This is a genomic window from Delftia sp. (genome assembly GCF_059499305.1).
On sequence record NZ_JCABYI010000024.1, the window covers coordinates 53,120 to 67,675 of the forward strand.

Below are 14,556 nucleotides of genomic sequence, written 5' to 3' on the forward strand. Positions count from 1 at the left end.
AACGCCGCCCGCTCAGTGCGCGTGGGCCGCGCGGCTGACCACGGTGACCAGCACGATGCCCAGCATCAGCCAGCCCACCTGGGCCACGGTCTCGCGCGCGCTCAGGCGCTTTTGCAGCTGGGGAATCAGGTCGGCCAGCGCCACATAGATGAAGCTGCTGGAGGCCACGGCCAGGAAGTACGGCAGCAGCTCCTGCAGCTGGCCGACCAGGAAATAGCCGCCAATGCCGCCCAGCGTGGTCACGGCCCCGGCCATGGACACCTTGATCAGGGCCACGCGCCGGTTGGAGCTGGACTGGCGCAGCACCACGATGTCACCCATGTGGTGTGGCACCTCGTGGGCCAGCACCGACACCGCCGCGATCAGCCCCAGGCGCATGTCGGCCATGAAGGCGGAGGCGATCAGCACGCCATCGCCGAAGCAGTGCACGCTGTCGCCGGTCAGCACCGCCCAGCCGCCGTGGCGGTGGCCATGATGGTGGCCATGGGAATGGTCATGGGCGTGGCCCTGGTGATCGTGATGCTCGTGGTGATCGTGCTCATGGGCCGGCGGCGCGCCGTGCTCATGCCCGTGGTGCCACAGCTCGGCCTTGGACAGCAGGAAAAAGAACACCAGGCCCACCAGCAGCGTGACGAACAGGTCGTGCGCGCCGGCCTCGCTCTCGAAGGCTTCGGGCAAGAGGTGCATGAAGGCCGTGGCCAGCAGCGCGCCCGCCGCCAGGCTCAACAGCCGCTGCGGCATCATGCCCGGCGAGCGGTTGCCTCCCAGCCCCATCAACAACGCGGCCACCCAGACGCTGCCAATACCGGCGGCCAGGGTGGCCAGAATGATTGCTACCAATGTCATAGCGATTTGTGCTTCAACCGTATGCCCTTGCAGGCGAAACCCGCGAATTCTCGCAGAAAGACCGGCCCCATCGCAGCCGTGGCCTGCGATCCCATGAAGGAAGCAGGCCACGGTGTCGGGCGCCCTCGGTTTCAGCCTACAGAAGCTGTCAAGCCCCCCCTGCGCGAATAAAGTTGAAAGCTAGTCAGCAATACCTTAAAAACTGGCGCGTCCTCACACCAGGGACACCGAGGAAGGGCCGCCCCGCACCGAGGGTGTCGTCCCCCTCCCGCGAAGCGAGAGAGGGGGGAAGCGGCGCAGCCGCTCAGGGGGTCACCCCATGCTTATTGAACCAGGCCAGCATTTTTTGCCAACCGTCGCGCGCAGCCTGCTCGCGGTAGCTGGGCCGGTAGTCGGCATGGAAGGCGTGTGGCGCCTCCGGGTAGATCACAAACTCCGAGGCCTTGGCCGCTGCCGAGCCCTGCTTGAGCGCTTCGCGCATGCGCTCCACGGATTCCAGCGGAATGCCCGTGTCCTGCCCGCCATACAGGCCCAGCACCGGCGCCTTGAGGCTGGAGACCAGCTCCAGCGGATGGCGTGGCTGCAGCGCGGTCTTGGCGCCTTCCAGCCGGCCGTACCAGGCCACGCCGGCCTTGACCGGGCCATGGGCCGCATACAGCCAGGTGATGCGCCCGCCCCAGCAAAAGCCCGTGATGGCCACGCGCGCCGTATCGCCGCCCTGCGTGCCCGCCCATTGCACGGCGCCGTCCAGGTCGGCCATGACCTGTTCGTCGGGCACCTTGGAGACCAGCTCGCTCATGAGCTTGGCGATCTCGGTATAGGTCTTGGGGTCGCCCTGGCGCGCATACAGATCGGGGGCGATGGCCAGGTAGCCGGCACGCGCCAGGCGGCGGCAGGTGTCGGCAATGTATTCGTGCACGCCGAAGATCTCGGAGATCACCAGCACCACGGGCACATTCTTCTTGCCGGCGGGCGCGGCGCGGTAGGCCGGCACCTTGAAGCCGTTCACGGTGAAATGCACCTCGCCGGCCGTCAGGCCGTCGGCCGGCGTGGAGATGGCGGTCTGCGCCATCAGCGGCGTGGCCGCGGCGGCATAGCCCAGGCCCAGGGCCGTCTGCAATGCCAGGCGCCGCGTGGGCCCCTCTTCGCTGCTGCGCCCCGGAACCAGGGCCTTCAGGTCTTGCTGCTGATCGTCACGCATGCATCTCTCCTTGGTGGTGGTTGAGAACCGGCCAAGTCTACGATGCGCGCGTGAAGCTCAATGTGCCTTGTCCCAGTTGGGGCCGACGCCCACTTCGGCGAGCAAGGGAACCTTCAGTTCCGCCACGCCGGCCATCAGGCGCGGGATCTCGGTGCGCACCCAGTCCGACTCGCCTTCGGGCAGCTCGAACACCAGTTCGTCGTGCACCTGCATGATGACGCGGACCTCGGACTGCCTGGCATCGAGCTCGGCCTGCACCGCCACCATGGCCTTCTTGATCAGGTCGGCCGCCGTGCCCTGCATGGGCGCGTTGATGGCCTGCCGTTCGGCCGCCTTCTTGCGCGGGCCGCTGCCGCCGTTGATGTCCACCAGGTACAGGCGGCGGCCGAAGACGGTTTCCACGTAGCCGTGGTCGCGCGCGAATTCCACCGTCTCGTCCATGTAGCGCTTGACGCCCGGATAGCGCTGGAAATAGCGGTCGATGTAGGCGGCGGCAGCCTTGGTCTCTATGCCCAGGTTCTTGGCCAGGCCAAAGCTGCTCATGCCGTAGATCAGCCCGAAGTTGATGACCTTGGCATAACGGCGCTGCTCGCTGCTGACCTGCTCCAGCTCCACGTTGAAGACTTCCGATGCCGTGGCCCGGTGCACGTCGCGGCCTTCGTGGAAGGCGCGCAGCAGCGACTCGTCGCCCGACAGGTGGGCCATGATGCGCAGCTCGATCTGCGAGTAGTCGGCGCTGGCGATCACATGGCCGGGCGCGGCAATGAAGGCCTCGCGCACGCGCCGGCCTTCGGGCGTGCGGATGGGGATGTTCTGCAGGTTGGGGTCGTTGCTGGACAGGCGCCCCGTCACGGCCACGGCCTGGGCGTAGTGCGTGTGCACCCGGCCCGTGCGCGGCAGCGCCAGCTGGGCCAGCTTGTCGGTATAGGTGCCCTTGAGCTTGGACAGGCTGCGGTGTTCCAGCAGCTTGGCGGGCAGCGGATAGTCCTCGGCCAACTTCTCCAGCACCTCTTCGTCGGTGCTGCGTGCGCCGGTGGCCGTCTTCTTGACCACGGGCATGCCCAGCTTGTCGAAAAAGATTTCGCCCAGCTGCTTGGGGCTGGCCAGGTTGAAGGGCTGGCCCGCGATGTCGTAGGCCTCCTGCTCCAACTGCACGATGCGCTGGCCCAGATCGTTGCTCTGCCTGGCCAGCGTGGCGGCATCGATGAGCACGCCGTTGCGCTCTATGCGAAACAGGGCCTCGCTGGTGGCGATCTCCAGCTCGTAGATGCCGCGCAGGCCGTCGTGCGCCTGCAGCTGCGGCCACAGCACGCGGTGGACGTCCAGGGTCTGGTCCGCATCCTCGCAGGCGTAGGCGGCAGCCTTGTCCACGGGCACCTGGGCAAAGGGAATCTGGTGGGCGCCCTTGCCGCACAGGTCTTCGTAGCTGATGCCCGTGCGGTTGGTGTGGCGCAGCGCCAGGCTGGCCAGGCCATGCGGGCGGTGCACTTCCAGCACATAGCTTTGCAGCATGGTGTCGTGCACATAGCCGTGCACCTCGATGCCGGCATTGGCGAAGACATGGCGGTCGTACTTGACGTGCTGGCCCAGCTTGGGCCGGGCCGCATCCTCCAGCCAGGGCTTGAGGCGCTGCAGCACTTCGTCGGCCGGCAGTTGCTCGGGCGCGTCGGGGCCGGCATGGCGCAGGGGGATGTAGGCAGCGGCGCCGGGCTCCACGCTCAGCGAGATGCCGACGATCTCGGCACGCATCTCGTCCAGCGAGGTGGTTTCGGTATCCAGGGCCGTGAGTTCGGCGGCGTTGATCTTGGCCAGCCACTGGTCGAACGCTTCCCAGGTCAGCACCACGTCGTAGTCCAGCGCACGCTGCTGGGCGGTCTCGGCCTCGGCGGTGGCGTCGTCGGATTCGGCCTGCTCCTGGGCAAACATGTCGCCCGTGGACTGGTCGGCACGCGGCTTGGCCGCTGGCTTGCGGCCGGCCTTGACGGCTTGCAGCGCATCGGGCTCGGGCGCGGCACCGCCGAGCATGCGTGCCAGCCCCTTGAAGCCGTAGCGCTCATAGAACTCGCGCAGCGGCGCGGTATCGGGCTCGCGCGGCGCCAGCGCGTCGAGCACGGGCAGGGTGGGCACTTCGGCGCTCAGGTCGCAGTCGGTCTTCATGGTGACCAGCTGGCGGCTCAGTGCCAGCTGGCCCGAGGCGATGGCATCGCGCAGGTTCTGGCCAGCCACGCCCTTGATGCCGTCGGCCGCAGCGATCAGGCCGTCGAGCGAGCCGTGCTCGGCCAGCCACTTGACGGCCGTCTTGGGGCCGACCTTGGCAACGCCGGGCACGTTGTCCACGGCATCGCCGACCAGCGCCTGGTAGTCGATCATCTGCGCAGGCGGCACGCCGAACTCGGCCGTCACGCCGGCCACGTCGCGGCGCTTGCCGCTCATGGTGTCCATCACCATGATGTGGGGATCCACCAGCTGGGACAGGTCCTTGTCTCCACTGGAGATGACCACGTTCACGCCCTGGGCGGCGGCCGTCTTGGCCAGGGTGCCGATCACGTCGTCGGCCTCCACGCCCTGGATGGCCAGCACGGGCCAGCCCATCAGGCGGACCACTTCGTGGATGGGCTCGATCTGCGAGCGCAGATCGTCGGGCATGGGCGAGCGGTGCGCCTTGTATTCGGGATAGAGCGCATCGCGGAAGGTGGGGCCGCTGGCGTCGAACACGCAGACCGCGTAGTCGGCCGCCACTTCCTTGCGGATCGCCTGGAGCATGTTGATCATGCCGCGGATGGCGCCCGTGGCGGGGCTTTCCGGGTTGCCGGGCTCGGCGCGCAGATCCGGCATGGCGTGGTAGGCGCGGTAGAGGTAGCTGGAGCCGTCGATCAGCACCAGGGTCTTGGAATTGCTCATGCGCCGATTGTGCACGCGCCGGCAGGGGGACAGGGCGGGACAGGGCCCGCCGCAAGACCTACAATGGAGCCCATGCGCGCCGCTCCACTTCTCATCCTCCTGAGCCTGGCCGCCAGCCCCGTGCTGGCCCAGAACCCCACGCCTGCCCCGGCTGCCTCCACCGCCCCCGCGGCGGCGACCGCCGGGCAGACCGCGCCGGACACGGCCAGGCCCGAGGCCCGCGACCGAAGCAACCAGCGCGTGGAACGCATCCATGTGGAAGACGAAGGCAGCCGCGTTGACGAACTGCGCGTGGGCGGCCAGACCCGAAGCATCACCGTGCAGCCCAAGGTCGGCGACATGCCCTCCTATGAGGTGCAGTCCAACGACGGCGCCCGCTCCTCCCGCAACCGCGGCGATGGCGACGGCACCAACGGCACGCGCGTCTGGAACCTCAAGAAGTTCTGATCCTCACCGGACTGTCCGGGCCCCGGGCCCGGCGGCATCCCAGGGGGCAGCACCTGACGGCGCTGCCCTCTTTCCATATCTGACGACAACGATTTCCGCCGAGCCGCGCTGGCCGGCAATGCAAACATGGCCGTTTTCACCGAAGTCTCCGACAAAGATGCGCGCGAGCTGCTGCGCCGCATGTCCCTGGGTTCCTTCAAGGAGCTGCGCGGCATCCAGGGCGGCATAGAGAACACCAACTACTTTCTCACCACCGAGCAGGGCGAGTGGGTGCTGACGCTGTTCGAGCGCCTGACGGCCGAGCAACTGCCCTTCTACCTGTACCTGATGAAGCATCTGGCGCAGGCCGGCATTCCCGTGCCCGACCCTCAGGCCGAGACGCGCAGCGGCGACATCCTGCTGCGCGTGTGCGGCAAGCCCGCCTCCATCGTCAACCGCCTTCCCGGCAGGAGCGAGCTGACCCCCCAGCCCGCACACTGCGCCGCCGTGGGCGAGATGCTGGCGCGCATGCACCTGGCCGGCCGAGACTACGATCGCCAGCAGCCCAATCTGCGCGGCCTGCCCTGGTGGAACGAGACCGTGCCCACGGTGATCCCGCACATCGACGCACCCACCGCCGACCTGCTGCGCTCCGAACTGGCCTTCCAGAACCATGTGGCCGCCTCGCCCGCCTATGCGGCCCTGCCGCGCGGCCCCGTGCATGCCGACCTGTTCCGCGACAACGTGATGTTCGAGGGCGAGCGCCTGACCGGCTTCTTCGATTTCTACTTCGCAGGCGTGGACAGCTGGCTGTTCGACTTGGCGGTGTGCCTCAACGACTGGTGCATCGAACACGCCACAGGCGCCCATGACGCGGCCAAGGCCAAGGCCATGATCGATGCCTACCAGTCCGTGCGCCCCCTGACCGCCGCCGAGCGAGAACTGTTCAACCCCATGCTGCGCGCGGGCGCGCTGCGCTTTTGGATCTCCCGCCTGTGGGATTTCCACCTGCCGCGCGAGGCCTCCATGCTCGTTCCCCACGATCCCACGCATTTCGAGCGCGTGCTGCGCCAGCGCCTGGCCCGCCCCGTGGCGCTGGACTGACGTCCCAGGCCGGCCACGACGCGGCTGCCGGAGGGCTTTGCGGTCCACGGGCCGCGCTTCCTCGGGTACAGTCCCCGTTCGGGCGCCAGCGGCGCGGCCCATGCCAGAGGCCATGCCCCATCCAGGCGCCCCGACTTCCTCACCCCATGAAACTTCTCATCGTTCCCGCCCGTACCGGCCTGCAATGGGTGCAGCAGGGCATCCGCACCTTCCGCCAGCAGCCGCTGGCGCTGGCGGCACTGTTCTTTCTGTCGATGGCGGCCATGTCGCTGGTCACGGTGCTGCCGCTGATCGGCCCCGTGATCGCGCTGGGCCTGCTGCCGGCCACATCGCTGGCCATGATGGTGGCGGCGGCCGAAGCCTCGCACGGGCGCGCGCCCACGCCGGCCCTGCTGCTGGTGGCCTTTCGCACCGGGCGCCAGCGCCTGAATTCCATGCTCACGCTGGGCGCCATGTATGCGGCAGGCTTCTTGCTGATCATGGGCCTGTCCATGCTGGTGGACGATGGCCAGTTCGCCAATGTCTACCTGGGCGGCGAGCCGCTGACGCGCGAGATCGCCGAATCGCCCGACTTCCAGGCCGCCATGTGGCTGAGCATGGGCCTGTACCTGCCGCTTTCGCTGCTGTTCTGGCATGCGCCGGGCCTGGTGCACTGGCACAACGTGCCGCCGGTCAAGGCCGTGTTCTTCAGCCTGGTGGCGTGCGTGCGCAACATCGGCGCACTGGTGGTCTTCGGCCTGAGCTGGATGGGCGTGTTCATCGTGGCCGGCATCGTGATGGCACTGATCTCGGCCGTGCTGGCCCAGGTGCTGGGCGGCATTGCCAACGGCCTGATGATTGCCACGGCCATGCTGCTGGCCGCCATGTTCTTCACCTCCATCGTCTTCACCTTCCGTGACTGCTTTGCGGCGCCCGATGAAAGCGATGGCAGCGACGCCATCGGCACCGAACCGCCGCAGCCGCCCGGACTGTCCGGCTGACGCCTGCACGGCACCAGATCACCAGGCCCCTTTCGAGGGGCTTTTTCTTTGCCGTTTCTCTGTCGTGCCAGCGGCCACCTGGGCGTCCACATGACGCAGTCACTGTTGTGTCATACGGATGCCATCGCTTTGTCACAGTGCCTGCCTAGCATGCCGTGCGGATGCATAGCCAGCGAGTGCGCAGCGGCATCCCGGCCCATCCCGCCCCCGATGGGCTGATGCAGACAACCCCACAACGGAAGCCCCATGTCCCAATCCACGATGCTCTCCCGCCGCAAGGCGCTGCAATTCCTGACCGGCGCCCCCCTGCTGCCGCTCGGCTCCGCCGTGTCCGCCGCCGGCCTGCTGACCGCCTGCGGCGGTGGCGATGACGGTCCCGCGAAGAACTATGTGGCGGCCAGCTTCACCTCCATGGCCGCGCCCACGCTGGCCAACCCCCAGGCCATGGCCCGGATGACCGTGGCCTCGCAGCTCAAGGTGCAGTACAGCGACAACAGCGAGCAGAGCTTCGACCTGGGCTACCAGCCCTTCTTCGTGACCGGCGACGAAGTGCCGGACGGCAAGGGCGGCAAGATCCTGGCCGGCGGCTACTACGACATCAACAACAACAAGATCATCGACCGCACCGTGGCCGGCAGCGAGCGCCACTTCTTCTCCGATGCGCCCGACGGCACCTCGCTGCTGACCGTGCCCAATGCCAAGGTGGATGGCGTCAAGGGCAAGCCCGTGTTCGCCGTGGTGCAGTTCGAATACACGACCTGGGCGCAGGATGGCAAGACCGACATGTACGGCAAGCTGCCCTCGCCCATCGCCGTGCTGACGCTGGACCAGGACCAGACCACGGGCAAGCTCAGCCTGGTCAAGTACCACAACGTGGACACCTCCAAGGTGCACGGCCTGTGGATCACCTGCGGCGCCAGCCTGTCGCCCTGGGGCACCCATCTGTCCAGCGAAGAGTACGAGCCCGACGCCTTCGCCACCGGCAATGCGCAGTTGCAGGCCTTCAGCCAGAACCTGTATGGCGACCAGACCAAGGCCAACCCCTACCACTACGGCCACATGCCCGAAGTGACGGTCAACGTGGACGGCACGGCCAGCATCAAGAAGCATTTCTGCATGGGCCGCATCTCGCACGAGCTGGTCCAGGTCATGCCCGACCAGCGCACGGCGCTGATGGGCGACGACGCCACCAACAGCGGCTACTTCGTCTTCGTGGCCGACAAGGAAAAGGACCTGTCCTCGGGTTCGCTGTACGTGGCCAAGGTGGGTGCAGGCTTCTCCATCGACCCCGCATCGGGCAGCGCCGCCGCGCTGACCTGGATCAAGCTGGGCTCGGCCACCAGCGCCGAGATCGAGCAACTGGCCAACACGCTCAAGCCCACGGACATCATGACCGTGGCCAAGACCGATCCGGGCGACGCCAGCTACACCAAGATCACCGCCAACGGCAAGGTGGAGTGGATCAAGATCAACCCTGGCATGGAAAAGGCCGCCGCCTTCCTGGAAACGCACCGCTACGCCGCCTTCAAGGGCGCAAGCATGGGCTTCACCAAGATGGAAGGCACGACCGTCAACGCCAAGGACAAGGTGGCCTACTCGGCCCTGCAGAACTGCGAGAAGTCCATGGTGGCCGGCGATGCGCTGAACGTGGCAGGCAATGGCGTGTCCATCCCCAAGCAGCTCAAGGCCGGCGCCGTGATGGCACTGAACCTGCGCGGTGGCCAGAAGGACACGGCCGGCGCCGCCATCAACAGCGAGTGGATGCCCGTGGACACCAAGGCCCTGCTGGCCGGCGAGGACATCAGCGCCGACGCGCTGGGCAACACCGGCAACCCGAACAAGATCTGCAACCCCGACAACCTCAAGTTCTCGGAGAAGATGCGCACCCTGTTCATCGGCGAGGACAGCGGCCAGCACGTGAACAACTTCCTGTGGGCCTACAACATCGACACCAAGCAGCTGTCGCGCCTGATGTCGATTCCCGCAGGCGGCGAATCCACGGGCCTGCACGCCGTGGACGAGATCAACGGCTGGACCTACATCATGAGCAACTTCCAGCACGCCGGTGACTGGGGCAGCATCCACAACGTGGTCAAGTCCACGCTGGACCCGCTGATCAGCACCAACTATCGCGGCAAGTTCGGCGCCGCCGTCGGCTACCTGACCGGCACCGCTTCCCAGCCCAAGCTGTCGGCCTGACCGCCGCCACAACGCCCCGCCGCCCTGCGGCGCGTGGCGCCACAACAAGAAGGCCATGGATTTCCATGGCCTTTTTGCATGCCTGCGCCGCAACTGCATGGATGTCATGAACCCGACTCTTAGCGTGCAAAACAAGAGTCATTCTCACCTGCTCGCTATAATTTCTGATGCATTGCGGCGTCGCTAGCCCGCCATCGCACCATCTTCAGCCCCGCCGGATCACGCCCCTCAAGGCCCGGCAGGCGCACGCAGAGCCACACCACAGGAGAGACTCCATGACCCCAGCTTCCCGCATCCTTCGCAGCACGGCCTCCGCATGGCTGGCGGCCGCTGCCACCCTGGCGGTGCCGGCTGCACATGCCGACTATCTCTGGCTGCAGCAGGACGCAGGACAGGCCCGGGCCTATGCCGGAGAACTGCGCAAGCCGCTGCAACAGCTGCCGGCCCTGGAGGACGCCAAGCAGGTCCTGCCCGACGGCAAGAGCCTTCCCCTGAAGGCCGAGGCCAATCATTTCACCGCGGACGCAGGCCAGGGCGATGTGCGCATCGCCGCCACGCGCCCCGGCGCCAATGGCGTGCTGACCTACTACCAGGCCCGTTTCGGCCGCAACGACACCAAGGCCGTGAACGACCTGGAGCTGGTGCCCACCACGGCGGGCGGCGATACGTTCCAGCTGGTGTTCAAGGGCCGCAAGGTCGCGGCCAGCCAGGTCAATGTGCAGACCAGCGAGGGCTGGTACCGCACGCTCACGCCATCGCAGGACGGCACGGTGAGCTTCAAGCCCTACTTCCCGGGCCTGTACGTGCTGGAGGTGACGGCGCGCGTGGACAACGGCTCGGTCACGCTGGACGGCAAGAAATACACCGACGTGCGCCACACCACCACGCTGAGCTTCGAAGTCAAGCCCTGACCGCCGGACACGACGGCCCGGCCCTCACTCCACGACCGTGAGCTTGGCAATGGACAGCGCCAGCCACTTCGTGCCGTGGCGCCCAAAGCTGACCTGGGCACGCGCGTCGTCGCCCGTGCCTTCCAGGGCCAGCACCTTGCCTTCGCCGAACTTGTTGTGGAACACGTTCAGGCCCACGCGCAGGCCGTGGCCCGGGTCGGCCTTTTGCGGCGGCACGGGCGGGCTGGCGAAGACCTCGCTGCGCCAGCCTTCGGCCTTGCTGCCGAAGCCGCCGCGATCGCGTGAGCCATAGCCGCCACCACCGCCGCCACCGGGGCGGGGCGCGTAGCTGCCAAAGCCGCCCTGCTTCGGCGTGATCCACTTGAGCGCCTCTTCAGGCAGCTCGTCGAAGAAGCGGCTCTTGACGTTGTAGCGCGTCTGCCCGTGCAGCATGCGCGTCTGCGAATGGCTCAGGTACAGGCGCTTGCGCGCGCGGGTGATGGCCACATAGGCCAGGCGGCGTTCTTCCTCCAGGCCGCCCCGGTCCATCATGGCGTTCTCGTGCGGGAACAGGCCCTCCTCCACGCCGCCGATGAAGACGGCGTCGAACTCCAGGCCCTTGGAGGCATGCACGGTCATCAGCTGCACGGCGTCCTGGCCTGCCTGGGCCTGGTTGTCGCCAGCCTCCAGCGCCGCGTGCGTCAGGAAGGCGGCCAGCGGCGACAGGGTCTCGCCGGTATCGGCATCGACCATGCCGGCCACGGTGCCGGCCGGCGGCGTGAGCGGCGTGTCCAGCAGCGGCAGCGCAGGGTCCAGGCCCTGGCTGGCGGGGCTTTGCGTCAGCGCCCTGGCGCCGTCGTGCTCGTCCAGCGGCAGGGCCACGGCATCGCGGCCAAAGCCTTCCTGGGTGACAAAGCTCTCGGCCGCGTTCACGAGTTCCTGCAGGTTCTCGATGCGGTCGGCGCCCTCCTTTTCGTTGCGGTAGTGCTCGAGCAGGCCGCTTTCTTCCTCGATGGCCTCGATGATCTCGCGCAGCGTGCGGCCCTGGGTCTGCTCGCGCAGCACGTCGATCTTGGCGACAAAGCCTGCGAGCTTGGCGCCCGGCGCGCCCGCCACCGCCGAGACGGCATCGTGCAGCGAGCAGCCCGCGCTGCGCGCCGCGTCCTGCAGCGTCTCCACGCTGCGCGCGCCGATGCCGCGCGGTGGGAAGTTCACCACGCGCAAAAAGCTGGTGTCGTCGTGCGGGTTCTCCAGCAGGCGCAGGTAGGCCAGCGCATGCTTGATTTCGGCGCGCTCGAAAAAGCGCAGCCCGCCGTACACGCGGTAGGGAATGGCGGCATTGAACAGCTGCGATTCGATCACCCGGCTTTGCGCATTGCTGCGGTAGAGCACGGCGATTTCCTGGCGCTGCCAGCCGTCCTTTTTCACGAGCTGCTGGATTTCCTCGACCATCCACTGCGCCTCGGCCATATCGGTGGGCGCCTCGTAGATGCGCACGGGCTCGCCCGGGCCCTGGGTGGTGCGCAGGTTCTTGCCCAGGCGCTGGCTGTTGTGGCTGATGAGCGCGTTGGCGCAGTCCAGGATGTTGCTGTAGGAGCGGTAGTTCTGCTCCAGCTTGATCTGCTGGCGCACATCGAACTCGCGCACGAAGTCCTGCATGTTGCCCACGCGCGCACCGCGAAAGGCGTAGATGCTCTGGTCGTCGTCGCCCACGGCGATCACGCTGCCCAGGGCCTGCAGGCGGCCATCCACCACGTCGCCCGCCAATTGCTTGAGCCACTGGTATTGCAGCTTGTTCGTGTCCTGGAACTCATCGACCATGATGTGGCGAAAGCGCCGCTGATAGTGGGCGCGCAGCGCGGCGTCGTCGCGCAGCAGCTCGAAGGAGCGCAGCATCAGCTCGCCGAAATCGACCACGCCTTCGCGCTGGCACTGCTCCTCGTAGAGCTGGTAGATCTCGACCTTCTTGCGCGTGTCCGGGTCATTGGCCACCACGTCGCCGGGGCGCATGCCCTCTTCCTTGCAGCCGGCAATGAAGTACTGCAGCTGCTTGGGCGGGAAGCGCTCGTCGTCCACGTTGAACTGCTTGCACAGGCGCTTGACGGCCGACAGCTGGTCCTGCGTGTCCAGGATCTGGAAGGTGGACGACAGCCCTGCCGCCTGATGGTGGGCACGCAGCAGCCGGTTGCACAGGCCGTGGAAGGTGCCTATCCACATGCCGCGCACGTTGTAGGGCAGCATGGTCGACAGGCGCGCCAGCATTTCCTTGGCCGCCTTGTTGGTGAAGGTCACGGCCAGGATGGAGCCCGGCGTGGCCTGGCCCGTCTGCAGCAGCCAGGCGATGCGCGTGGTCAGCACCCGCGTCTTGCCCGAGCCGGCGCCGGCCAGGATCAGCGCATGGCCGGCCGGCAGCGTGACGGCAGCGAGCTGCTCCTCGTTGAGGTTGGCCAGCAAAGGGGAGTTGGAGGCGGGTGCGGCACCGGAGGCGCCGTCGAGCAGATCGATCGGGAACATCCCGGCATTGTAGGAAGCGCCCCGGCCTGCGGGGAAAGCCATGCTGCATTTCCCGCATTCGACACATGCAGCGCATCTTCCCGGTCCATAACGCCATTGCTATAACCGCTATATCGACAGGGCGCCCGGGCCCGCCGCCGGCAACGTATAGAATCAATCACCGGGCCCAAGTTTCTTGCGGTCCGGTTTTTTGTGCCCGGGCCACAGCCGCCCTGGCGACGCGGCCCGCCCGCGCCGCCCGCAAGACCGGCCTCCAAGCCAAGCGCCCCATCGCGGAGGGATGTTCCTGCCGCGACCTTTCATGGAGCTTGGAATCAAATGGAAATCTTCGACTACGACAACATCCTGCTGCTGCCGCGCAAGTGCCGCGTGGAAAGCCGCTCGGAGTGTGATGCCAGCGTGGAGCTGGGCGGTCGGTCCTTCCGCATCCCGGCCGTGCCGGCCAACATGAAGACGGTGGTGGATGAAAGCATCTGCACCTGGCTGGCCCGCAACGGCTACTTCTACGTGATGCACCGCTTTGACCTGGACAACGTGCAGTTCGTGCGCGAGATGCAGGGCAAGGGCTGCTTCGCCTCCATCTCGCTGGGCGTCAAGAAGCCCGACTACGACACCGTGGACCGCTTCGTCGCCGAAGGCCTGTGCCCCGAATACATCACCATCGACATCGCCCACGGCCATGCCGACAGCGTGAAGAACATGATCGGCTACCTCAAGGAAAAGCTGCCCAAGTCCTTCGTGATCGCCGGTAACGTGGGCACGCCCGAAGCCGTGATCGACCTGGAGAACTGGGGCGCCGACGCGACCAAGGTCGGCATCGGCCCCGGCAAGGTCTGCATCACCAAGCTCAAGACGGGCTTCGGCACGGGCGGCTGGCAGCTGTCGGCGCTCAAGTGGTGCGCGCGCGTGGCCACCAAACCCATCATTGCCGACGGCGGCATCCGCAGCCACGGCGACATCGCCAAGAGCGTGCGCTTTGGCGCCACCATGGTGATGATCGGCTCGCTGTTCGCGGGCCATGAGGAATCGCCGGGCCAGACGGTCGAGGAAAACGGCCAGCGCTTCAAGGAGTACTACGGCTCGGCCTCGGACTTCAACAAGGGCGAGTACAAGCACGTCGAAGGCAAACGCATCCTCGAGCCCGTCAAGGGACTTCTGGCCGACACCCTGATCGAGATGGAGCAGGATGTGCAAAGCTCCATCAGCTACTCGGGCGGCAAGAAGCTGATGGACATCCGCAAGGTCAACTACGTGATCCTGGGCGGTGACAACGCAGGCGAACATCTGCTGATGTAAGCGCAGACACCAAGGCAAGGCGGCTTCGGCCGCCTTTTTTTGTGCCTGCGTTCCCGACGTCACGCAGGCCGCGCATGCCGAGATCGCGCCATGAACCAAAAAATTGGCGTGTCTTCCTGCAAGCACGCCAAAAATGCCGCATAATTGCGGTCTCGTTTGCAGCGCAGACTTGTTTTTGGGGCTCTTAGCTCAGCTGGTA

General features: G+C 66.8%; 10 protein-coding genes and 1 tRNA gene (1 of these 11 running past the window's edge). 7 read left to right on the plus strand and 4 right to left on the minus strand.

What is annotated here, in order from left to right:
* Positions 1 to 12 precede the first annotated feature (12 nt).
* The 3 genes from AC5I49_RS14500 to polA all read right to left on the minus strand — a co-directional run bounded on the left by AC5I49_RS14500 (position 13) and on the right by polA (position 4,948).
* On the minus strand, positions 13 to 846 hold the full coding sequence (locus tag AC5I49_RS14500; RefSeq protein ID WP_016445804.1) for a ZIP family metal transporter: 834 nt from the start codon (positions 844 to 846) through the stop codon (positions 13 to 15).
* A 304-nt stretch (positions 847 to 1,150) separates the two neighbouring features.
* Positions 1,151 to 2,047, minus strand: a complete 897-nt coding sequence (locus AC5I49_RS14505) for a dienelactone hydrolase family protein (protein ID WP_016451120.1) — start codon at positions 2,045 to 2,047, stop codon at positions 1,151 to 1,153.
* Between the two features lie 57 nt (positions 2,048 to 2,104).
* The gene (gene polA / locus AC5I49_RS14510; protein WP_016451119.1) at positions 2,105 to 4,948 is read right to left on the minus strand and encodes a DNA polymerase I; all 2,844 of its coding nucleotides are present in this window, start codon (positions 4,946 to 4,948) and stop codon (positions 2,105 to 2,107) included.
* A 72-nt stretch (positions 4,949 to 5,020) separates the two neighbouring features.
* On the opposite strand from polA, the gene AC5I49_RS14515 reads away from it, so the two are divergent.
* The 5 genes from AC5I49_RS14515 to AC5I49_RS14535 all read left to right on the plus strand — a co-directional run bounded on the left by AC5I49_RS14515 (position 5,021) and on the right by AC5I49_RS14535 (position 10,568).
* On the plus strand, positions 5,021 to 5,395 hold the full coding sequence (locus AC5I49_RS14515; protein ID WP_016451118.1) for a hypothetical protein: 375 nt from the start codon (positions 5,021 to 5,023) through the stop codon (positions 5,393 to 5,395).
* A 126-nt stretch (positions 5,396 to 5,521) separates the two neighbouring features.
* Positions 5,522 to 6,478, plus strand: coding sequence for a homoserine kinase (locus AC5I49_RS14520; protein ID WP_061287392.1), 957 nt, complete (start codon positions 5,522 to 5,524; stop codon positions 6,476 to 6,478).
* A 146-nt stretch (positions 6,479 to 6,624) separates the two neighbouring features.
* Complete coding sequence (locus tag AC5I49_RS14525) at positions 6,625 to 7,458, plus strand: BPSS1780 family membrane protein (RefSeq protein WP_016445799.1); 834 nt, start codon at positions 6,625 to 6,627, stop codon at positions 7,456 to 7,458.
* Positions 7,459 to 7,704: 246 nt separating this feature from the next.
* On the plus strand, positions 7,705 to 9,657 hold the full coding sequence (locus AC5I49_RS14530; RefSeq protein WP_047326594.1) for a PhoX family protein: 1,953 nt from the start codon (positions 7,705 to 7,707) through the stop codon (positions 9,655 to 9,657).
* Positions 9,658 to 9,932: 275 nt separating this feature from the next.
* Positions 9,933 to 10,568 carry a hypothetical protein gene (locus AC5I49_RS14535; protein ID WP_016445797.1) on the plus strand — a complete coding sequence of 212 codons (636 nt, stop codon included), beginning with the start codon at positions 9,933 to 9,935 and terminating at the stop codon, positions 10,566 to 10,568.
* A gap of 24 nt (positions 10,569 to 10,592) precedes the next feature.
* Here AC5I49_RS14535 and AC5I49_RS14540 read toward each other — a convergent pair whose 3' ends face one another.
* On the minus strand, positions 10,593 to 13,061 hold the full coding sequence (locus AC5I49_RS14540) for a UvrD-helicase domain-containing protein (RefSeq protein WP_043792594.1): 2,469 nt from the start codon (positions 13,059 to 13,061) through the stop codon (positions 10,593 to 10,595).
* Positions 13,062 to 13,379: 318 nt separating this feature from the next.
* Here AC5I49_RS14540 and AC5I49_RS14545 point away from each other — a divergent pair, with 318 nt between their 5' ends.
* Together AC5I49_RS14545 and AC5I49_RS14550 are read left to right on the plus strand one after the other, a co-directional pair.
* The gene (locus tag AC5I49_RS14545) at positions 13,380 to 14,357 is read left to right on the plus strand and encodes a GMP reductase (protein WP_016445795.1); all 978 of its coding nucleotides are present in this window, start codon (positions 13,380 to 13,382) and stop codon (positions 14,355 to 14,357) included.
* Between the two features lie 178 nt (positions 14,358 to 14,535).
* Positions 14,536 to 14,556: transfer RNA gene (locus AC5I49_RS14550), tRNA-Lys, on the plus strand (it continues 155 nt past the right edge of the window).

What these genes read in the sequence shown, in the direction of transcription:
- AC5I49_RS14525 (WP_016445799.1), top strand. Translation starts at nt 6,625, where the DNA reads ATGAAACTTCTCATCGTTCCCGCCCGTACCGGCCTGCAATGGGTGCAG.
- polA (WP_016451119.1), bottom strand. Translation starts at nt 4,948, where the DNA reads ATGAGCAATTCCAAGACCCTGGTGCTGATCGACGGCTCCAGCTACCTC.
- AC5I49_RS14545 (WP_016445795.1), top strand. Translation starts at nt 13,380, where the DNA reads ATGGAAATCTTCGACTACGACAACATCCTGCTGCTGCCGCGCAAGTGC.
- AC5I49_RS14515 (WP_016451118.1), top strand. Translation starts at nt 5,021, where the DNA reads ATGCGCGCCGCTCCACTTCTCATCCTCCTGAGCCTGGCCGCCAGCCCC.
- AC5I49_RS14500 (WP_016445804.1), bottom strand. Translation starts at nt 846, where the DNA reads ATGACATTGGTAGCAATCATTCTGGCCACCCTGGCCGCCGGTATTGGC.
- AC5I49_RS14505 (WP_016451120.1), bottom strand. Translation starts at nt 2,047, where the DNA reads ATGCGTGACGATCAGCAGCAAGACCTGAAGGCCCTGGTTCCGGGGCGC.
- AC5I49_RS14520 (WP_061287392.1), top strand. Translation starts at nt 5,522, where the DNA reads ATGGCCGTTTTCACCGAAGTCTCCGACAAAGATGCGCGCGAGCTGCTG.
- AC5I49_RS14535 (WP_016445797.1), top strand. Translation starts at nt 9,933, where the DNA reads ATGACCCCAGCTTCCCGCATCCTTCGCAGCACGGCCTCCGCATGGCTG.
- AC5I49_RS14540 (WP_043792594.1), bottom strand. Translation starts at nt 13,061, where the DNA reads ATGTTCCCGATCGATCTGCTCGACGGCGCCTCCGGTGCCGCACCCGCC.
- AC5I49_RS14530 (WP_047326594.1), top strand. Translation starts at nt 7,705, where the DNA reads ATGTCCCAATCCACGATGCTCTCCCGCCGCAAGGCGCTGCAATTCCTG.